This is a genomic window from Clostridium intestinale DSM 6191 (genome assembly GCF_900130055.1).
Lineage (GTDB): Bacteria > Bacillota > Clostridia > Clostridiales > Clostridiaceae > Clostridium_T > Clostridium_T intestinale.
Map to the genome: position 1 here is coordinate 43344 of NZ_FQXU01000017.1, position 22087 is coordinate 65430.

The 22087-nt window shown below is 29.6% G+C and carries 20 protein-coding genes; 1 reads left to right on the forward strand and 19 read right to left on the reverse strand.

The genetic code is table 11. The features are described 5' to 3' along the window. From BUA92_RS20080 to BUA92_RS20100, 5 genes are all read right to left on the reverse strand, one after another. Positions 1–759 carry a hypothetical protein gene (locus BUA92_RS20080; RefSeq protein WP_139259392.1) on the reverse strand — a complete coding sequence of 253 codons (759 nt, stop codon included), beginning with the start codon at positions 757–759 and terminating at the stop codon, positions 1–3. A 169-nt stretch (positions 760–928) separates the two neighbouring features. After that, positions 929–2170: an MFS transporter gene (locus tag BUA92_RS20085; protein WP_073022449.1), complete on the reverse strand. Its 1242-nt coding sequence runs from the start codon at positions 2168–2170 to the stop codon at positions 929–931. Positions 2171–2641: 471 nt separating this feature from the next. Further along, positions 2642–6070 (reverse strand): pyruvate carboxylase, encoded by a 3429-nt coding sequence (locus BUA92_RS20090; RefSeq protein WP_073022450.1) that lies wholly within the window; start codon positions 6068–6070, stop codon positions 2642–2644. Between the two features lie 711 nt (positions 6071–6781). Continuing rightward, positions 6782–7603 carry a VanW family protein gene (locus tag BUA92_RS20095; RefSeq protein ID WP_073022451.1) on the reverse strand — a complete coding sequence of 274 codons (822 nt, stop codon included), beginning with the start codon at positions 7601–7603 and terminating at the stop codon, positions 6782–6784. Positions 7604–7787: 184 nt separating this feature from the next. Further along, positions 7788–8456 (reverse strand): cadmium resistance transporter, encoded by a 669-nt coding sequence (locus tag BUA92_RS20100; protein ID WP_073022452.1) that lies wholly within the window; start codon positions 8454–8456, stop codon positions 7788–7790. A gap of 134 nt (positions 8457–8590) precedes the next feature. Here BUA92_RS20100 and BUA92_RS20105 point away from each other — a divergent pair, with 134 nt between their 5' ends. Next, positions 8591–11044: a GxGYxYP domain-containing protein gene (locus BUA92_RS20105; protein WP_073022453.1), complete on the forward strand. Its 2454-nt coding sequence runs from the start codon at positions 8591–8593 to the stop codon at positions 11042–11044. Positions 11045–11207: 163 nt separating this feature from the next. On the opposite strand, the gene BUA92_RS20110 is transcribed toward BUA92_RS20105, so the two are convergent. From BUA92_RS20110 to BUA92_RS20175, 14 genes are all read right to left on the reverse strand, one after another. After that, a complete protein-coding gene (locus tag BUA92_RS20110) occupies positions 11208–11732 on the reverse strand; it encodes a nitroreductase family protein (protein WP_073022454.1) in 525 nt (174 codons plus the stop codon). 12 nt (positions 11733–11744) lie between these two features. After that, positions 11745–12425, reverse strand: a complete 681-nt coding sequence (locus BUA92_RS20115) for a hypothetical protein (protein ID WP_073022455.1) — start codon at positions 12423–12425, stop codon at positions 11745–11747. 124 nt (positions 12426–12549) lie between these two features. After that, positions 12550–12891 carry a hypothetical protein gene (locus tag BUA92_RS20120; RefSeq protein ID WP_073022456.1) on the reverse strand — a complete coding sequence of 114 codons (342 nt, stop codon included), beginning with the start codon at positions 12889–12891 and terminating at the stop codon, positions 12550–12552. Positions 12892–12903: 12 nt separating this feature from the next. Then, positions 12904–13233: a hypothetical protein gene (locus BUA92_RS20125; protein WP_073022457.1), complete on the reverse strand. Its 330-nt coding sequence runs from the start codon at positions 13231–13233 to the stop codon at positions 12904–12906. Between the two features lie 99 nt (positions 13234–13332). After that, positions 13333–13932, reverse strand: coding sequence for a sigma-70 family RNA polymerase sigma factor (locus tag BUA92_RS20130; RefSeq protein ID WP_073022458.1), 600 nt, complete (start codon positions 13930–13932; stop codon positions 13333–13335). A 206-nt stretch (positions 13933–14138) separates the two neighbouring features. Then, the gene (locus tag BUA92_RS20135; protein ID WP_073022459.1) at positions 14139–14360 is read right to left on the reverse strand and encodes a DUF1659 domain-containing protein; all 222 of its coding nucleotides are present in this window, start codon (positions 14358–14360) and stop codon (positions 14139–14141) included. A gap of 90 nt (positions 14361–14450) precedes the next feature. Next, positions 14451–14963 carry a GNAT family N-acetyltransferase gene (locus BUA92_RS20140; RefSeq protein ID WP_073022460.1) on the reverse strand — a complete coding sequence of 171 codons (513 nt, stop codon included), beginning with the start codon at positions 14961–14963 and terminating at the stop codon, positions 14451–14453. A gap of 145 nt (positions 14964–15108) precedes the next feature. After that, positions 15109–16311 (reverse strand): C40 family peptidase, encoded by a 1203-nt coding sequence (locus BUA92_RS20145; protein ID WP_073022493.1) that lies wholly within the window; start codon positions 16309–16311, stop codon positions 15109–15111. Positions 16312–16587: 276 nt separating this feature from the next. Then, positions 16588–17202, reverse strand: a complete 615-nt coding sequence (locus BUA92_RS20150) for a class I SAM-dependent methyltransferase (RefSeq protein ID WP_073022461.1) — start codon at positions 17200–17202, stop codon at positions 16588–16590. A gap of 51 nt (positions 17203–17253) precedes the next feature. Continuing rightward, positions 17254–19515, reverse strand: coding sequence for a heavy metal translocating P-type ATPase (locus BUA92_RS20155; RefSeq protein ID WP_073022462.1), 2262 nt, complete (start codon positions 19513–19515; stop codon positions 17254–17256). A 24-nt stretch (positions 19516–19539) separates the two neighbouring features. Next, positions 19540–19905: an ArsR/SmtB family transcription factor gene (locus tag BUA92_RS20160; RefSeq protein ID WP_021801173.1), complete on the reverse strand. Its 366-nt coding sequence runs from the start codon at positions 19903–19905 to the stop codon at positions 19540–19542. Between the two features lie 333 nt (positions 19906–20238). Then, positions 20239–20568 carry a tRNA-binding protein gene (locus BUA92_RS20165; RefSeq protein WP_073022463.1) on the reverse strand — a complete coding sequence of 110 codons (330 nt, stop codon included), beginning with the start codon at positions 20566–20568 and terminating at the stop codon, positions 20239–20241. Between the two features lie 138 nt (positions 20569–20706). Continuing rightward, positions 20707–21432, reverse strand: a complete 726-nt coding sequence (locus tag BUA92_RS20170; RefSeq protein WP_073022494.1) for an AraC family transcriptional regulator — start codon at positions 21430–21432, stop codon at positions 20707–20709. A gap of 112 nt (positions 21433–21544) precedes the next feature. Then, positions 21545–22063: a 2'-5' RNA ligase family protein gene (locus BUA92_RS20175; RefSeq protein ID WP_073022464.1), complete on the reverse strand. Its 519-nt coding sequence runs from the start codon at positions 22061–22063 to the stop codon at positions 21545–21547. Positions 22064–22087 lie beyond the last annotated feature (24 nt).

Here is a 22087-nt window from a genome sequence, read left to right on the forward strand (position 1 = left end):
TCACTCCTCATGTTGACTAGTAAAAAGCTCCATTTTTAGAACCTCTATTTCTAATTTTTGTTCTAAGTAACTTATTACTTCAATAATAATTATATGCTCCTTATCTATCAATAAATTTCCTTTTAAAACAAAAATTATATTCTCATTAAGATATTTGGTATTAAGCTTTGCAAATATATATTTACTTTTCCTAAACTCTTGTGGTTTGCAAAAACCAAATAAATTAATAGAATACATTATAGAACTTAGTGATTCTAATGTAAGCTTAATGTCTTTCTGCATTCTGCTAATGTCCTCTTCACTATCATAATATGTATATACTTTGATTTGTTTTCTAATTTTTGCATATTCTTTTATAACACTTTCATATAATTCATTTATATCAACATCTAATCCATTCTCTAAACGAGTATCAATGTACTTTAGTACTTTAATCTTGCTATTAAGTACAGCATATAGAGTATCTATTTCATTTTCTTGAAGCATTTCAACATATTTAACACTTTTTATCTCATCCAAAGTAAATTCTGTGTTTTTTAATTTTATATTTATTAAAGTTCTACAGGATATAAAAACAAAGTCCCATATCACAGCTAATAAACATATACCTGCTAAGAAAAATATAAAATTGAATCTATACTGTGGCGACCAGCTAACTTCTATAATAGTAAACTCTTTAATCTTTTCATAAAAAGAAATTGAAAATAAGGAAATCCATATAAGAACTACTACATAGTATCCTCTTCTAGTTAGTTTCATGTCCTCCTCAAATCCTTGTTTAAAATGAGCCAAAAACATATACATAATGAAAAAAACTATGGGAATAAAAATAAATAATAAAAGTTTTATATCCATAATGACCTCAACATAAATTTTTATATTAATTTCTATTCCTTTATAAATGAATTTAGTACTAAACCTAATAAACTTAAGATTTGTTATTCAAACTATCTCTTTTATCTCTAAAAATAGTTAATAAATATATTATTATTACCGGGGAAACTAATAGGGCAGTACATGCTATTCCAATACTCACGGATATATTAGTTGCTATAATTCCAATGATTGGACCTCCTATTATTTGACCTAAAGCATTAACCTGACTATTAGTAGAAATCACCGTAGCTCTTGCCTTTTCATCTATGTGGTTATTTAGCCATGCACTAAATATAGGTTCATTTATAGTCCTAAACATGTTTGTAAGCAAATATCCCATAAGCATTATTTTAAAATCTTTAGTAAGAGCAAATATAAGCATAAATATAATGTAAAATATATTAGTACCTATTAATACTACAGCACTATTAATTTTTTCTTCTCTCTCCAGTCTCTTTACTATGAGCTGCATAACCCCAGCATTTAATAACATTCCACTTATACCAAAAATTCCAAACCAAGTTACTGAACTTAGATTCCAAATACTAGGCAATATGGTATCTTGTAAAAAATGAGCTGTGTAAAGCCTATCGTATCCTTCACTAGCTAGTCCATAGAATAAAGTTGCTGATAAAAGAAGCATTATTATTGGTTTACTTTTTATAAACTTTACGCTAGATCTAAAAGTATAACCCATCTTTCTAAATGTATTTAACTCATCTGGCGCAGATGGAGTAAAATTTCCCTCTCTCATGTAAATCCATAAAAATATAGAAAATATTATAAATATAGCGCCTCCTAAAGCAATAGGAATTCTCACAGAAAAATTGCCTAAAATTGTACTAAAAACTATTCCTACAACTGAGCCAAGCTGTCCTGCTTGCGCACCTTTTATATAAACCCTATTTAAATCTTCTCCTTTGCTTTCTTCTGCTATCCATGCATCAATTGATCCACTAATAAAGGTATGCCCTATTCCCCATACTATTTGAGATATTATAATAATTATAAATTTAGGTATTGAGGCTTCTATCATAAATCCAAGTCCTATTAAAGTGGTACCTATTATTATGGATAACTTACGGCTATAAACATCTGAAACTATTCCTGTTGGAATTTCAAATATGAAACAAGCAGCTTCTAAAGTTGTACCAACAAGTATAAGTTGAAGGGGATTTAAATGCACTTTCTCTATATGATAAACCATAGAAACTGTAAAAACAGAAGAAAAGCACATTGCTGTTATTGCTGAAAATAATAAATATATTTTATATGAAGAAATTTTATTAGTCATAATTAATCACCATCCTTAAAAAAGGTCGTAAATGAACTATTCATTTACGACCTTATAATTGCATTATTTATAAACATGAAAATCTAAAATAGTCTAAATTTATATAGACTAAGATCCAATATCACATATAAACGAAGTAAAAATAGGTATAAAAAAGCACCCTGTTTAGAACACGGCCTTCTCCCACTTTTACTAATAAGGTATAACATGCTCATTTAATATTGATTATTTTATGATACACAAACAAACCTTGAATAAAATCAAGATTTTTTTAAATATATCACTAACAATCTTTATTCAGTTAGTTTAGTTACAAACTACCTCTTTTAGCATATTTACACACCTTTTCGTTTATATTTTTATGTAATACTCATTCATGTTTATTTTCTTATACAAATTAATTATACAATATTTTCAAATATATGCAATAGAAACTCCTCAGAAAAATTTCATCTTCTGAGGAGTTTAGTTTTATTTTAAGCTTATTAATAATTGACCTGCTTTAACTTGTTGACCTTCTTTTGCAATAATTGATCCAACAACACCTTCAACAGCAGCTGTAACCTTAGCTTCCATCTTCATAGCCTCTACAATAATAACTGCTTGATTTTTAGCAACTGTTTCCCCTTCTTCAACAAGAATTGATAAAATAGTTCCTGGAATAGGTGCTCCTATCTGCTTTCTATCAGAAGGATCTGCCATTTCAATAGTGTTAAAGTCTTGAATAAACTTGTTGTTTTTATCTTTAATCTTAACCTCTCTGCGGTTACCATCAACTTCAAAAACAAGAATTTTATTTCCTTCATTATCAGGATTACTTACGCTTAAAAGTCTTATCATATAAGCTTTTCCTTCAGCTACTTCAACTTCACAAGTTTCACCTTCATAAAGTCCGTGGAAGAATACATCACTTCCCATTCTCGTAAAGTCTCCAACCTCTTTTCTGTATTTTACATATTCCTCAAATACATCTGGGTAAAGAGCGTAACTTAAGATATCTCTCTTATCTGGTTCAATTTCTAGTTCTTCTTTTAAATATTTCTCTATCTTATCAAAGTCTTCTGGAGGAAATAGTTCTCCTGGTCTACAAGTTATAGGTTCTTCTCCCTTTAGTACTATCTTTTGAAGTTCTTCTGGGAATCCTCCACTTGGTTGACCCATCATTCCTTTAAAGTAAGAAACTACTGAATCTGGGAAAGCTAAATGTGCTGCTTTTTCTTGAATATTTTCTGGAGTAAGATTGTTTTGAACCATAAATATAGCAAAGTCTCCAACCATTTTTGAAGATGGAGTTACTTTTACAATATCTCCAACCATATCATTTACAACCTTATAGTTTTCTTTAACCTCATGGAATTTGTGACCAAGCCCAAAGCTTTCAACCTGTGGTTTTAAATTTGAATATTGTCCACCTGGTATTTCATACTTATATATTTCAGCGGATCCAGATTTTAAATCAGACTCAAATGCTTGATAAACTGGTCTTACTGCATCCCAGTAATCTGAAACAAGTTGAATTCCTTTAAGGTTAATTCCAGTATCTCTTCTAGTATTTTTAAGTGCAGCAACTACTGAATTTAGTGCAGGCTGACTTGTAAGTCCTGACATACTATTAAACGCTGTATCAACAATATCAACACCAGCCTCTGCTGCCATAATTACTGTAGCCACTCCATTACCTGTAGTGTCATGAGTATGAAGATGTATTGGAATACTAATTTCTTGCTTTAATGCACTTACTAATTTAAAAGCAGCATGAGGTTTTAAAAGTGCTGCCATATCCTTAATTCCTAGTATATGAGCACCAGTTTTCTCAATTTCTTTAGCAAGTTTTATATAATAATCTAAGTTATATTTACTCTTCTCATCATTTAAGATATCACCTGTGTAACATATAGCAGCTTCTGCTACTTTTCCTGTTTTTAGAACTTCTTCTATAGATACTTCCATGCCCTTAAGCCAGTTAAGAGAATCGAATATTCTAAATACGTCCATACCATTTTTTGCAGCTTCTCTTATAAATTCACGAATTACATTATCAGGATAGTTCTTATATCCTACTGCATTCGCTCCTCTTATAAGCATTTGGAATAATACATTAGGAATCTTCTTTCTAAGTTCAGTTAATCTTTCCCATGGTGACTCATGTAAAAATCTATAGGCAACATCATAAGTTGCTCCTCCCCACATTTCAAGAGAAAACAAGTCATTACCATATACAGAAGTTGCATCTGCTATCTTTAACATATCTCTAGTTCTTACTCTTGTAGCCATTAAAGATTGATGAGCATCTCTCATAGTTGTATCAGTTAAAAGTAACTTATTTTGATTTTTAATCCATTTAATAAGTCCATCAGTACCTTCATTATCTAAGATTTGTTTAGTCCCACTTAAATTTTCAGGAATTTCAACCTTAGGAACTACAGGTACATCAAAGTCTTTTTTAACTCCATTAGTTTCATTAACTACCTTTTCCCCAATGTATCTTAATAGCTTACTTTCTTCATCTGTCTTAGCTTCTATAGAAATAAGTTCAGGATTTTCTTCAATAAAGCCAGTATGACATTCTCCTTTTAAGAAGGTAGGATGATTTAACACATTTATTAAGAAACCAATATTAGTTTTAACTCCTGAAATTGTTGTTTCTTCTATAGCACGAATACTCTTTTTTATCGCATCTTGGAAAGTTCTAGACCAAGATATATTTTTTACAAGTAAACTATCATAATAAGGACTAATAACAGCACCTGTAAATCCATTACCACCATCTAGTCTTATACCAAACCCAGAACTTGTTCTATAAACATCTATTTTTCCTGTATCAGGTGCAAAACTGTTAGATGGATCTTCTGTAGTAATTCTGCATTGAATAGAATATCCTCTTGGTTTTACATCATCTTGAGAATATAAACCTATTTCTTCAGAGTTTAAAGGAAAACCTTCTGCAATTAAAATCTGACTTTGAACTAAATCTATACCAGTTACCATCTCTGATACAGTGTGTTCAACTTGAATTCTTGGATTCATTTCTATAAAATAGTGATCTCCGTGCATATCTACTAAAAATTCTAAAGTACCTGCACCTCTATAATTAACATGTTTAGCTATCTTTATAGCATCTTCACAAATTTCATTTCTTTTTTCTTCTGAAAGAGAAAATGCTGGAGTAAATTCTACAACCTTTTGATGTCTTCTTTGTATAGAACAATCTCTTTCATATAAGTGAACTATATTACCAAACTTATCTCCTAATACTTGAACCTCAATGTGTTTAGGTTTTTCAAGATATTTTTCAATAAACATAAGATCATTACCAAAAGCTTTTTTAGCTTCATTTTTAGCACTGCTAAAAGCATACTCAAGTTCATCTTCACTATGAACTATTCTCATACCTCTACCACCGCCACCTGCAGCAGCTTTTATCATGATAGGATATCCACACTCTTTTGCAAATACACTTGCATCTTGGACAGTGTTAACTCCATCCTCATGCCCTGGAATAGTTGGAACTCCAACTGCCTTTGCAACTATTTTGGATTTAATCTTATCCCCAAGAGAATCCATCATATCAGCTGTTGGTCCTATAAACTCAATACCTGATTCTTCACATCTTTTTGCAAACTCAGGATTTTCTGATAAAAATCCATAACCAGGATGAATAGCATCAACACCCTTTTTAAGTGCAAGACTTATAATTTCTTCAATATTTAAATACGCTTCAACAGGACTTTTATTCTCACCAATTAGATAAGCTTCATCTGCTTTAGTTTTAAACAAGGAATACTTATCCTCATTAGAATAAATAGCAACTGTTCTAATTCCAAGCTCACTACAAGCTCTAAAGACTCTTATAGCAATTTCGCCCCTATTTGCTACCAAAACTCTTTTAAATTTCTTCATAAAAATGCCCCTTTTCTCTCCTAAAATTTTTGCCTATAGCTAGAATTGGTTTAATGGCTAATAATAAACTTGTAACCACAAAAAAACAAACCTTAACGAACATTTAACAATATATATTAAGGCTTCTTTCTTATTTTCTATATTACTCTATAAAAGCCACCTTTGCTCTTTTTATTATAAATTCAATCTACAATGCAATATACACACTTAATAAAATTCATTATTATAATATATATTCTCTCATTGTTTTCAACTTAAGTACATCTTTATTTTAATTATTATATCACAATTCTTTTAATACTGCTATTCTACAAATAAAATAAATATATTTTTATTGAAGGCTTTTCACTATAAAAATTCGAAAAATGCAAGTTTCACTTCATAATTATTTCGTATTTCACTTTAACACCATCTTATTAAACAAAAGTAAAATTCTTCATTTATACAGCCAAAACCCGAAACTTATCTAACAAACGCAATTATCCTTCCCCCTAAAATATTAAGAGGAACTTTAGAATTTTACTTCTAATATTTCAAAGTTCATAACCACCAAAGTTTTAAAGTTCTTTGGTTCTTTGGTTCTTTGGTTCTTTGGTTCTTTGGTTCTTTGGTTCTTTGGTTCTTAAGAATTTTACTTCCTAGGTGAATAGTAAGCAATAAAAAAACCGCCTTACCATTCACCTAGGAATCTTAAAGCGTTTTTCATTGTTATTATTTTATTCCTTCACTCAAATAAGGATTGTACACCATATATGCGTGATTTTCAGTTATATACTCATCTTTTACCAATCCAATATTATCATACATTTTTCTATATATTATGTTGTTTCTAATATATCCTCCAAATAATCCTGCTGTTATTGAATGTTCCTTTTCATACACTTCATATTTATTAATTGATTGTACAGTGCTCCTCCATTCACCAACTAGATATTCATCAGTCAAATAAACTACTAATTGATACTCCTGTTCTGTATTATTGTATATTTGTAAATCTAAAAAATTATAAGCGCAGGTTGCCCCGGTACCAAAAGGCTGAGTTCTATTACTATCTGGAAATACATCATGACTATGTCTATATCTTTCAGTTACTGTTAGTGACGTATGTAATGTCATCCAATATATTAGATTTGAAAGCTGACAAAGCCCCCCACCAACTCCAGCTTTAAAGCTACCATCTGCACATAGCATGAGTCCATCTAAATATCCCTTTTTATAAGATGCCTTTCCTATAAGCTTCCAATAAGAAAATGTCTCTCCAGGTTTTATTACTATTCCATTAAGTTTCTCAATCGCAAGCCTAAGATTTGTTATCTTATTATGTTGAAGTTTCATATCTACATTTTTAAGTTTTCTTAATAACGGTGTCTTATGTTCAAAAATAACATAAGGTGATTTCTCACTAACAATATTTTTTGAATACTTTTTCCCACTTAAATACCACTGCTTGTACCTTTTCATCGAATAGTATAATTTCCCTAAAAACAATCTAAGTTTTGATCTCTTAATAGGCTTCCTCTCAATATAGCTCATAAAACCCTCCACCTTTTTTGTTAAGTAAGATACTCAAGATTTATTACTGGTAATTATACCATTTAATTCAAATATATTGATTACAAACTCTATACAATAATTTATTTACTTTTCCCATACAAGCTCATGATACCATCTTAAATCTTCCCTAAATAAAATTTCATTTTTACATAGTAAATGAGGTTTATTTAATAAATAAACTTAAAGTTCCACCTTCCAATATAATTAAAACTCCCAATACTATAAATATTATTGGAACAAAAATATGCTTATACCTCTCAATATTTTTATTAACAAAAGGATGTTCAGCTAATTTAAAACCAATAAAACACCATATACCTGTAAGTAATAAAAAAACTATAACTGGTATTAATATAGAATATAATTTCATACTTGAGAACACTGGTATATAAATACCAATGTTGTCTCCACCATTCGCAATGGTTACTCCTGCTACCTTTAGTATACTTGGACTAATAAACTTCCTAATAAATACTAAGGTTTTATTTTCTTGATTCAAAACTACTTGTTCTTGTATATTCTCTTCAGTATCTTGAACCTCTTCTTCAACGTTATTCTTGATTTCTTTTTTATACTCAATATATTCCTTTATCCCTAGATATATAGGTACTATACCGAGTAACCCAACATATTCCTGTGGAATTATCGATATTCCTAAGGCCCCTGCAATACTTATTGCTGTTAAAGCACCAATTCCTAAATATTGACCAATGACAATATGCTTAACTTTTATATCTTTATTAACTTGAGAGAAAAACAGCATTAAAATAAAAATATCATCAATATTAGTGCTAAAAAATGAAACTAGAGCAGTTATTATTGTACTAATCACTTATAATCCTCCACACAATTAAATATCAGCTAATCTATTTAAATTATACTATATTAATCCCAGTATATAATCGCCTTTATTGATGCAAATTATCTTAAGATAAAATAATTAATTATAAAAAGAGGTGATACAAAATGAAAAGATTTATTAAACATCACATAGTTTTACTATTAATTTTTCTTTGCTCCTTCTTACTTACTATATGTACTCAAGCTCAACCTAACATTGATAGTAACGATGTACAACTGGTTCTTGATTCTTTAAATACAACAACTGTGCCAAGAAATTTACGTAAAACTTCTGATATCTCTTATCTGTCCAGTAATAAATCATTAAACCTTACTGGATTAGCTTCGTTAAATATCTCAGGAAGCCAACAATTTTCTGAGCAAAACCTACCATTAATGCTAGATTATTTAGACACATCCCTTCCTATAACTATAGTAGATTTAAGACAAGAATCTCATGGTTTTATAAATGGATATCCTGTTAGCTGGGCTAATTTAAAAAATGATGCAAACAAAGACTTAAATAAAGAAGAAGTTATATTAAAGGAAAGTAATCAACTAGAAAATATAGAGTTAAATTCAACTATTGCTTTTCAAAAACCTACTACAAAATCACTTAATGTAACTAAAGTTGAAAATGAAGATGCACTAGTTAGTTCGAAGAACGTATCTTACATGAGAATACCCGTTACAGATGGCAAAATCCCTTCAGATTATATGGTTGACTACACAGTAGATTTTTTTAAAAATATTAATAAAAACTCTTGGCTTCACTTTCATTGTAAAGCTGGTGAAGGAAGAACAACCACCTTTATGATTATGTATGACATGTTTAAAAATGCAAAAAATGTTTCCAGCTCTGATATAATAAACCGTCAATTGTCTTTAGCCAAGTTCAATACTAATGTTATCAATAGTTTTCATAATCCTGAAAGAGATAGGTTTATGCTGAATTTTTATGAGTACTGTAAAACCAATAATGATAGCTTTAATTCAAAATGGAGTGACTTTATAAAAACTATTTCTTTTAGTCACTCTATTAAAACTTACTCTAAAAATACACTAAACTCAAACTACATAAAGAACTCTGAGATTCCTAAGCTTTTATATGTTATTTCTTTAGATAAATTGTCCCCTAGCGAAAAAACTATGATTGCCTCTCTTCAAGGGTTAGTCAACAATAAATCTTCTTCTCAAATATACACTTTAAATTCTAATGAGCCAGATTATCAAATCTGGCTAGATGACTTGAAAAGTAATTATAATGTTAACTACGAAATTATTTCTGACCCTTGGATATTAGTAGATAAATTTAAAAAGTATGTAGATGGTTATATATTGTTTAGTTATAAAAACCCTAAAGACCCCTCAATAAATAACGCCTGCTCTCTTGCAGCATTAAAAAATTCTATAGTCATTAATGAAGATATTGAAAATGAAGTAAATCTACACGGAATTACTAATCTAATTGGTGATTGTAGAAACACTGATAACACCTGGGCATATGATAACTTGTGGGATAAAGGCTTAAACCATTCTCTTTTAATTCAATTATCACCTGACAAAGATTCTGCCTTAAGAGATTATGCTATACTTTCCAAAGCTTTAGTTTTCTATGAAGAAGATGTTACTAATACTACTCTAATGGATAAAATATTATCTAATGCTAATAAAAATTCCACCTGTTTAGGTTGGGGACCAGATGAATTTATTAATGTAAGTACTGCTTCAAAATATGGAGTGAGTATTGTAGCTTCGGACTGGTCATATAACTTAAGCGTACTTAGTGCTTTTAAATCAACTCCTATAAACCAAAAATCTTCCCCAGAGTTTTTAGAAGAAAAAAATGTCCATTACGTTACCTTTGTAATGTCTGATGGTGATAATCAGCAGTGGATTCTTGGAAACAACTATAGCTCTAAAGACTGGTATGGATCAAGTTTGAGAGGTTCTTTCAATATGGGTTGGTCCATTACTCCTTCTATATATTATTTAGCCCCAACTGTTCTTAATATGTATTATAAAAGTGCAAACTCAAGCAATTATAATGATTATTTTATCGTTTCTCCTTCTGGAAATGGATATATGTATCCTAGTAAATTTGATACAAAAAGTTTAATTCCTTATATAGATGAATTAAATAATTACATGGATAATGTGAATCAGAAATATGTATCAATAATCGATGATTCCTCATTTTACGATACTGAACTTTGGAACAAGTTTACTTATAAAGATAATATTCAAGGGTTATTTTATTTAGATTATCATAAACATGATAACTATCAAGGAAAGATTTTGTGGTCTAATAATAAACCTATAGTATCTTGTAGAGATATACTTTGGAAAAACCTAGAGGAAGAGGATGACTTAATTGAAAAAATTAATTATATGGTTAATACTTTAGGTCAAACAAACATCTCCACTCCCGAAAGTTATACCTTTGTTTATGTCCATGCATGGAGTAAAAACTTAGAAGATGTTGAAAAAGTAATTAATAAATTGAATGAAAATCCTAAAATAAGGGTAGTCACTCCCAAAAGCTTTATGGAATTAATTAAGCATAACGTCCTCCATTAATCTTCAGCATTTATATTTTATTTTAATGGTAACGTCATCCATTTATTCACATATAATATATTAAAACTAAAGTTTATAATAAAAATACCATCTCCTCTAATGCTTAGAACCCCTATACTATTGTATAGAGGTTCTTTTAGTTTTCTGTCTTCTTTAATGCTTTTTATTTAATATAGTATATATAGTTTTCTTTTCTAACCGCAGGATTAGGCAGTTCACAGTCTGGATAACCAAGAATACAAGCTCCAACTCCACTATACTCCCCATCAACTCCCCATTTTTTTAACAAAGCTTTTCCTTCTTCTGATTCAAATGTCTCATAAACACGGTTAATCCAACAAGAACCTATATTTAGTGAATGTGCAGCATTCATCATATTACCCATGCACAAACTTCCATCTTTTATATTATTTTTATTGTTTTTATCCCCTAGTACAAGAACAACAGTAGGAGCTCCATAAAAAGGCTTGCTCTTAGGATTTGGGCTAAAGCTTGCATTTAACTTTTCTAACTCTTCAATAGTCTCTTTATCTTGAACTGCAATTAGTATGGCACTTTGCTTTCCCATAGAACTTGGAGCATAGCTACCTGCTTTAAGAATTATATCTAACTCTTCACTTGAAATCTGTTCAGATTTGTATTTTCTTATACTTCTTCTTTCTAGTAAATCTTTAATTGTTTGATTCATGTTAATCCTCCTTTATCTTTTAGAAATGCTTTTTCTTTTGGCACTTAAAGATTCGTTTATATGTACCATATTATGTCTTGTTGCTGGCATTAATATGATACCCGCCACATTTTTTCTTCCCCAGAAATCTATGAGCCAATTTGAAGCTTCCACATCTAGAACCGCTCCTTCATCTATAATCCTTTGTAATTTTTCTTTATCGAACTTTCTTTTCATATCTTCATTGCTTAAGTTTCCTATGATTGTCCTTGTTTTTTTACCTACAGCTATTCTATAGTTTTTTAGCTCTTGTATATTTATATTTTTGCTAAATTCTAATATCTCTTCAGAACTTAAAGCATTTCCAGTGTCAATAATTTCAGTATTTATTTTTTCTTTCCAATTTCCAGAATTAAATACTTGCTCATCTCCTGCAACTAATAAATTCATTGTTATGTCTTCAATTCTGCTAGAGTGCCATATTCCATATGCTATAGTACGTCCTTTTTCATTAATTGAAGTTCTAAATATTTCATCCTCTAAGTCTTCTAAAAGTTCATCTTCAAAAGTTTTCTCATCAGTTTCTGATACATAAGATGAGTGTACCATAGAATGTACCATCCTAGCTAAAGCCTTACTTTCCTCAACTTTATCTTTTTTTAGAATTATTTCCCTCAATTCTTTTAAATGTTTATTCCAAGTTTTAAAATCCATACTAAACCCCCTCTTTTACTTATTTAATTATCCTAATTATACCACATTCCAATTTATTCATATTAAATAAAGAAAAAATATCCTAAAATTCAGTTCTGAGTTTTAGGATATTTCTATTTAGTGACTAATTTGTTTGGGTTTGTTTTGGTGTAATTGTTACTTCTCCTTTACCTGTTACCACAAGTAAATATTCTGGTTTCATAGGGATTGTATCTATTTTAGTTGAATTAGGGTCAAGTTCTATATGTTGAATCGGAATATATTCCTTATCAAAAATTAGTACAAGAACTGGGTCAGTTTTTGAAATGTTATTTACTGAGTATATGTTGCCTTCTGAAATATTAAAATCAGCTAAATTATATATTCCTTCTTTATAACTTGCTTCAACTGCAAATACAGTCTTTGAAGGATTTGTCTTAAAAAATAGACATAAAAAAATTAAAAATAAAACGATACACTTCTTCATTGTATTACTCCTTTATTCTTTAGGACTTAGATATACCTGCCCTTTGCCAACAACCAAAATAGTATAACTAGATTTTAATGGTACTGTATCAAGCTTTTGTATAGTTGGCAAAAGACGTATAGATTCTACTATAACTAAATTTTCATCCAATATATATAAGTACATTTTATCTGCTGTTGAAACGTTTTGAATAGTGAATACACCAGACTTTGATATATTAAGATCTGATAAAGTATAAATCCCTTGTTTAAATACATTACTAACTGCAAAAGCAGATTTGCTTGTAACTATATTAAAAGATAAACATAAAATAATTAGAAATACCTTAATAAATCTTCTCATTTTTCACACACCTTTCGTTTTTATTTTACGTATTAAATATAATAATATTCATAAAAAGAGATAGCTATAAAATCCATAGCTATCTCTCTTTTACCTTACTCAAATTTCTGTATAACCTTCTTCTTGTAATAGAACTTTTAATTTATAAAGAGTCTTATCTCTATATCTTATTGCGTGCATATAAGGAACATTTTTATAATCTGAATAGGCTTTTACTGTTTTATCTTTGAAGAATATAAAATCTATTAACTCTGATTCTTCTTCAGTTAATCTTTTTAAAACTATTTCTAAAGCTTTATAAATATCTTTTTTATAAATTTTATCTTCAATAGAATCAATTTTATTTGATAAGGTTCTTACAAATATATCATCCATGATTAAGCTTTGATGACCATTAGTTTTCGCCAAGGTTCCAACATTTCTACCTATATCTTCGAGACAATTCCTTATGACTTTTTCTGCATAAGCAGTGAAAGTTTTTTCTCCTAATCTATACTTATCAACAGATCTAATTACTTTAAATAGGCATTGATTTATTATTTCATCTACTTCATATTCCTTGATTGTATTTTTTCTTACATATTGGTTAGTCAAGTTTTTTGCCATATCATAGTATTCCTCAGCTAATATATTTTTAGCTTCTTTGTCTCCAGATTTACAACGGCATACAAGATCATCAATATAAATATAACGATCCATAACTTAATATCTCTTTGTTTGTTTTTTTTATAATTAGAATCATATTTTTCTCCTTAAATATAAGAATTAATACATTTTTCTCTGTATAATTCTATATATATGCAAAAACCTACAATGTTGCGTGGTAAATATAGGTAAATAAAAAATGTAGTGATTCCTAAACTAGGCCATCACTACATTTCAAGCTTTTTGCTTTTTATAAATTTTTAAATATTTATTAATTCATGAGTGGTTTCTTTAGAAATGCTATATATCTGAGTTCCTAAAGCTCTTCCTATTTTATCTCCTACAGCATATAAGTCCTCATATGAAGAATCTGGATTAATATTTCTAAAAACTAAGTTTCTAAAAATATCCTTTCCTTCCTTATCTAGTCCAGCTTTATATTTAACTATTAAATATAAAGACGTCTCTATAGCTTCAACCATGATTATTCCCCCCTTAATTATAATACTTTCTATATAATCAAGTACGGAGTTTATAATCTTTTTACCATATCTTTTCTATATATAATGCAATTATTCTATAATCTTATAATAAATAACTGTGTCATGTAACCCACCTTCAGTAGATTCTGCATATTTAGGTATTCTTCCTGCTTCAATATAACCCTTAGATTTATATAATAAATTAGAAACTTCACCTGCTCTTGTATCTAATATTATAAGGCTTCTTTTTTCTTCAACTGCTCTTTTTTCTGCCGCTTCCATAAGAGCTTTTCCAACTCCCCTTCTTCTAGAATTAGGCTGTACTAAAAGTTTAGCTATTTCTGCTCTATGTTTTCCATTCTGCTTCATGCATAAATGTAGCTGTATAGTTCCAATTATCCTTCCATCAACTTTTACAACAAAAAGTATAACTCCATCATGTAAAACCTTGCTCCAAAACTCTTTTGCATCCTCTAAACTTAATGGCGCTAAAAATCCAACTGAAGCTCCTGAATTAACTACATCCATTAATAATAATGAAAGTTCTTCTAGAGTTTCACTTGTAAGTTCTTTTATTTCTATTATTTCAAAATTGTTATTCATAATATTCACTTCTCTTTCTAATATATTTCAAATCACTTTTATTAATATTCTAGCATATACAAAAATAAGGTTGAAGTTATAAACCTCAACCTTATCAGCTTTAACAGTTTTGAATCTCATTCCAAAACCACATTATTCATTTTTATTACATTACTCTTCTTGCAGCGTAGAAGGACCAAATATTAGATACCTTAACTACATCTCCAGTTTGAGGGGAATGAATCATTTGTCCGTTACCTACATATATACCTACATGTCCAGGACTTGTAAATACTAAGTCTCCTACTTGAAGGTTAGAGTAGCTTACTGGTACACCATCATTAACTTGAGTAAATGTTGTTCTTGATAGAGATACACCAACTTGTCTAAATACATATTGTGTAAATCCAGAGCAGTCAAACACGTTAGGACCTGTAGCTCCATAAACATATGTAGCTCCTAATTTACTATATGCAACTGAAAGTAATGATGATCCTGATACATTACCATTTCCACCTCTACTCATAGTAGGTGCTGTTTTTTGTGAAACTAGGCTTTTAGCTTTTTCTATTAAGTCAACTAGTTCATTATCAACAGTAGAGCTTTTAACACTCTTTCTTAATGCTCTTAGAGTAGTTATAGCATTGTTTAAATCATCAACTGTACTACTTGAATTATTTACTATGTTAGCAAATGGTCTATATAAGTTTCTTTCAGTAGTAGCTAAATCACCAGCTATTTTATCATATTCTACTTTAGCTTGATCAACATACACTTGTTGTTCTGCTTTTTTAACATTTAGCTCGTCTAGTTTTACTTTATTATCTTTATTTAAGTCTTCAAGTTCTTGAATCTTAGTTTTAAGTGTTGCAATATGATCATCATATTCTTTTTGCTTAGCTTCAAGCTCGTCTATAATTTGTTTATCTAAACTCATTATCTTACCAACTGCTTGAGCTTTAGATATGAAGTCTCCTAAGCTGTTAGCGCTTAATAGAACTCCTATATAGCTTTCTTGTCCACCTGACTTGTATAGAGCTCTCATTCTAGTTCCAAAAGCCTCTTCTTTTTCTGCCAATTCTTTTTTACTTTTTTCAATGTCTTTTTTAGTATTATCGATTTCTCTATTTGTATTACTAATTTTAGTATTATTGTCGTTTAATGCGATTGCTATTGGTTGTATTTGTGCATCCAATTCATCAACTTTGTTTTTTAATTCAGCATATTTGCTTTTAGCTATATCAGCCTTTTCACTTTTTGCATTAATCTCTTGTTGCTGTTCTTGCGTTATAGGCTCTGCCCACGCTTGTGTTCCTATTCCTAATATTAATGATGTCGTAATTAAACCAGATATTACTCTCTTTTTCATTTTCATACCAGCATTACTATCTTAATAAGTAACACTTTCCCCTTTCGATTATCAGTAAACTAATATCATAATAACACTTGTCCCTATAATAGCCAATGTCAAATCGTTCCATTAATAATCCTTTACAATTTCTTAAAAATGCCACCACTCCTTATATACTGCGAAAGTTGGCGGATGTAATTCTTACATTTTTCTTAATATTTTATAAATATTAATTTTTTGTGAACAAGCTTATTTGTTTATTAATAAATTTATCTGAATAACGGGGTACCCTTTCTATTTTTCTAGAATAATAATTCTGTACATACCACCTAAAATGCTTTTCTTTTCTTCTTGTACTTTTAAGTTCACATTCTCTATTATCTTAGAAAACTTTCTATTTATATCTGTACCTAATGATTTAGTTATTCTATTTAATAATAATCTCATAATATTAGGACTTTTTTCATCTTCAATAAATTTATCAAATATAGCAATTTTCCCTCCTGGTTTTAAAACTCTATAAGCTTCCTTTAAGGCCTTATTCCCATCAGGTATTACTGATAAAATTAGATTTAATACCACATAATCAAAGTGATTTTGCTCAAACTCTAGGTTTTGACCATCCATATTAATTATGTTAGCTTTTTCTAATCCTAATTCATCTACTTTTTTCCTAGCTATATCGAGCATTTCATTAGTAATGTCTACACCAGTCACATTAATTCCTTTTGGTATAAATCTTAAATCCTCACCTGTTCCAATTCCTACAAATAATATATTATCCTCCTCCTTCAAATTAAGCATTGATATCTCAGCTTTTCTTTGTTTACTGATATATTTACTTCCAAATAATAAATCATACAGCCCCACCCATCTCTTATATATCTTAATGTTATCTATGTTATTCATGTATACCTCCTAAAAAATGCAGCCACTATTTAAATGACTGCATTTATATAACTATTTCTTTTCAATTTTCATGGCTCTCATAGAGTTTAATACTGCAAGAAGAGTTACTCCTACATCTCCAAATACAGCTTCCCACATAGTTCCTAATCCTATAGCTACAAGTACTAATAAAATTGCTTTAACTGCCAGAGCAAATATAATGTTTTGCATTACTATAGTTCTTGTTTTCTTTGCTATTTTTATTGCTTCTGCAATTTTTGATGGTTCGTCTGTCATTATAACAACATCAGCAGCTTCTATAGCAGCATCTGATCCAACACCACCCATTGCTATACCTATATCTGCTCTAGCTAAAACTGGAGCATCGTTTATTCCGTCTCCTACAAATACTAGCTTTCCTTTAGAGGATTTTTGTTTATCTAATAATTCTAACTTTTCAACCTTTTGATCAGGTAAAAGTTCAGCATGAACTTCATCAAGTCCTAAGTCCTTAGAAACCTTATTTCCTACTGCTTTATTATCTCCTGTAAGCATTACTGTTTTCTTTACGCCTAAAGCTTTTAAATCACTTATCGCTTTGGCTGAATCATCTTTAACTTCATCAGATATTACTATATATCCATAATATTCTTTATCTATAGCTACATGAACTACAGTCCCTATTGTCTCTACTTCATTGTAGTTTATACCTTCTTTATACATAAGCTTATAATTACCAGCTAAAACTTCTTTTCCTTTAATGCTTACCTTAACACCATGTCCAGATACCTCTTCATAATTTTCAACAACTTCTTTTTCTATATCTTTTCCATAAGCATTTAATATTGAAGTAGCTATTGGATGATTTGAATAACTTTCAGCATGAGCCGCATAATACATCAATTCATCATTTGTGGTATTTTCTTGAGGTTTAACTTCAGTTACTTTAAATACGCCTTTAGTAAGTGTTCCTGTTTTATCAAATACAACAATTTCTACATCGTTAAGAGCTTCAAGATAGTTTCCACCTTTAACAAGTATACCGTTCTTTGAAGCCCCGCCTATTCCTCCAAAGAAACCAAGTGGAATAGATACTACTAAGGCACAAGGACAAGATACAACTAAAAATGCTAATGCTCTATAAAGCCAATCTGAAAAAGTTGCACCTTCAATTACAAGTGGTGGAATTATAGCTAATGCCACTGCTGCAAAAACTACAGCTGGAGTGTAATATCTAGAGAACTTTGTTATAAACTTCTCTGTTGGTGCTTTCTTACTACTTGCATTTTGAACTAAATCCAATATTTTAGCTACAGTAGAATCTCCAAACTCTTTTTCAACTTCAATAGTTAAAAGACCATTTTTATTAATTATCCCACCTAAAACACTATCTCCTGCTTCTACTTCTCTAGGAACTGATTCCCCAGTTAATGCTGAAGTATCAACCATAGAAGTACCTTTAATCACCTTTCCATCTAAAGGTACTTTTTCACCTGGTTTTACAACTATGATATCACCTATACGAACTTCTTCTGGAGACACCTTCTTTAGTTCATCTCCTACAATAATATTAGCAAAATCAGGTCTTATATCCATAAGTGAAGTAATAGACTTTCTTGAGCGATTAACAGCTATACCTTGGAATATCTCTCCTATTTGATAGAATAACATAACTGCTACACCCTCTGGATATTGACCTATTGCAAAAGCTCCAATAGTTGCAATACTCATAAGAAAGTTTTCATCAAATACTTGCCCTCTACGTATATTCTTTAGAGCTCTTAAAACAATCTCTCCACCTACAATAATATAACTTATAACATATAATATTAATTCAGTAATAGGAGGAAACTTTGCTATACTTGCAACACCAAATATCGCAGCTCCTACAATAAACTTAATTATTTCTTTTTTACTTCCCTCTCCATGTTCGTGGTCATGTCCATCATGATCATGGTCGTGTTCATGGTCATGCTCCTCTCCATGTTCATGATGATGAGAATGACTTGTTGTTGCCTTCTTCTTACTTCCAACTTCGACAACTTTTACATGAGATTCTACTTTAGGAACTAATTCTTTAATTTCTGAAACTAATTCCTTAGCTCTATCTCCTTCATTTATTTCTACTGTTAGAGTCTTAGTCAAAAAATTTACGTAAGCTGAATCAATTCCAGCTATTTTTGATACCTTATCTTCTATCTTAGCTGCACAATTTGCACAATCTAGACCATTAAGGATAAATTCTTTTTTTATTAGTTTATCATCTTGTTTTTCTACACCTTTGTTAACTACTTTAAAATCACTTTTAATGTTTTTCTCAACTACTTTATCCATGGAATCTCCTCCTAATATAAATAATTACTTCTCTTCTATGTGAGTTAATCCAAGATTAAATATTCCTTTAACATGTTCGTCATCTAAGGAATAATAGACTACCTTTCCTTCTTTTCTGTATCTTACAAGTCTAGATTGTTTTAAAACTCTTAATTGATGAGAAATAGCAGATTGAGTCATACCAAGTAATGCTGCTATATCACACACACACATCTCTGCTTGAAATAAAGCACATAATATTTTTATTCTTGTTGTATCACCAAATATCTTAAATAAATCAGCTAAATCGTATAGAACCTCTTCTTTAGGTATACAATCCTTAACTCTAGTAACTATATCTTCATGAATTACTGTACAATTACAGCTTTGAATAACTTCTTTTTCTTCCATAAAATCTTCTCCCTCATCTACAATCATATGAATACTTGTTCATATGTTCATTATATGCAACTATGAAATTAATGTCAACAAAACTCAGAAAATAATTTGATATTTTTTGAGTTCGTTTTAAGATATCCTTATCAACATATAAAAAAACACATCTTTCATTTCTGAAAAATGTGTTATCCTCTAGCCTTTAACAAAATGTGTAACAACACTTGTATATATTCATATGATGTATTATAGTTAATAGTTTTTTGTTCATAACCGATTCTCCTAACCTATTTTTTATATAAGTAAAAGCCCTTTGCAGGGGCTTTTCTTATATCATAGATCATTTTATCATCCTAACTTATCACCTTTCTTAACGCCCTGCTCTGGTTGAATTAATACGACTCCCTGCTCAGCATAAATTCCAAGCACTAATACTTCTGACATAAAATCAGCTATCTGTCTTTCTGGGAAATTTACTACACCCAGAATCTGTTTGTTTATAAGCTCCTCTTTGTTATAGCATTTAGTAATCTGAGCACTTGATTTCTTTATTCCAATTTCATCACCAAAATCGATCCATAATTTATAAGCAGGCTTTTTTGCTTTTTCAAAAAATTCTACTTTAATTATTTCTCCCACTCTAATATCTAACTTCATAAGATCTTCAAAAGTTGCCATTATAACACTCTCCTATATAACTCTTTAGTTTTAAAATAATATATAAAAATAAAGAACTATTGTCTTAAATAGCTCTCTTTTTCTATACTATTAACTTATTATATGTTAAATAAAACAATTTTCTTATCCTAAATCAAGTTATTTCTTATTCATTCTTCTGATTCTTTTTCTATACTCTACGGGAGTAATTTTCTCATGTATCTTAAATACTTTTGTAAGTGATGAGTTATAATTATATCCAACTTCATTTGCAATTTGCATTAGGTTTAAGTCAGTATCTCTTAAAAGTTCTTTTGCCCTTTGTATTCTTAATTTCTGTATATATTCAGTAAGATAAAACCCTGTTTTCTTTTTAAACCATTCACTATAATAAGTTGAATTATAATGTTCAATATCCGCCAAAGTCTTTAAATTAATATCCTCATTATAGTTTTCATGAACATATTTAATGGAATCCTCAGTCCTCTTTTCAAATATAAAAGAACTAAAGTAATGATATAACTTTGATATTTTTTCACTGCTATAATAACCATCTTTAAGCTCATTTAAGATTAGAAATCTAATTGCTTTCCATTTATCATCTAAGGATAATTCAACTTCCTCCTGCAATTTAGCCATACTATTTTCATTAATAATATATTCAGGTATATCTAAAACCAAAAACTCATTTTGCCTTTCTGATTTAAATGTATGGATACTACTTGGAGGTAAATAAAACAAATGCTTTTCATCAAGTTCAAGCTCTTTATGTTTAGTTTTAATATCTAACCTACCCATGATTGGTAGTATAAGTTGTCCATACTTATGAAAATGCGTGGTTACTATATCTTTATATACTCTTACTTCGCTTAAAATTCCATTCATTTTAGTCATTACTATTTCCTTAATTCCTTTACTTTATCAAAATACTCTGTAGATAAGTCTAGCATATTATTTCTTTCATATATACCTTATTAAATCAAACCGGTAATTTTTTCTATGAACCTAATTCCTGCTCTATTAATATAATTGATTCCTCAACTTCACCAATCATTTCAACAGATATTTTTCTTACTTCAGTGTTAAATTTATCATTATGCTTCTGTACATCCTCAAAAGCTTTATCAAGTAATTCAATAGAGGGCAGCTTTCCAACTGTCATATGTGGAATATATTCATACCCTAAATCAAATTTCTTTAATTTGTCTTTATATAAAATATCATGAATCTCTTTAATTACCTCTATACCTTGTACTACATTTAAAAATAAGTAGTTTCCATACTTGTCTACCTGTTTTCTAAAACCTTGTAATTCAATCTCAAATGGCTTTATATCTTTTAAAGCCTCTTTTAAATATAGGCTAAGCTCCTCATTACTTAACTCATCCTCAAAAGGAAAAACCAATGTAATATGAGGCTCTACAAAATTTGATAATGGATCATATTTCTTTCTTATATTATTTATAATGTGCATGTTTTCAAACTTAGGAAAAATCATTATAACTCTTGTATTCATAATATCACTCCTTTACTAACTTAT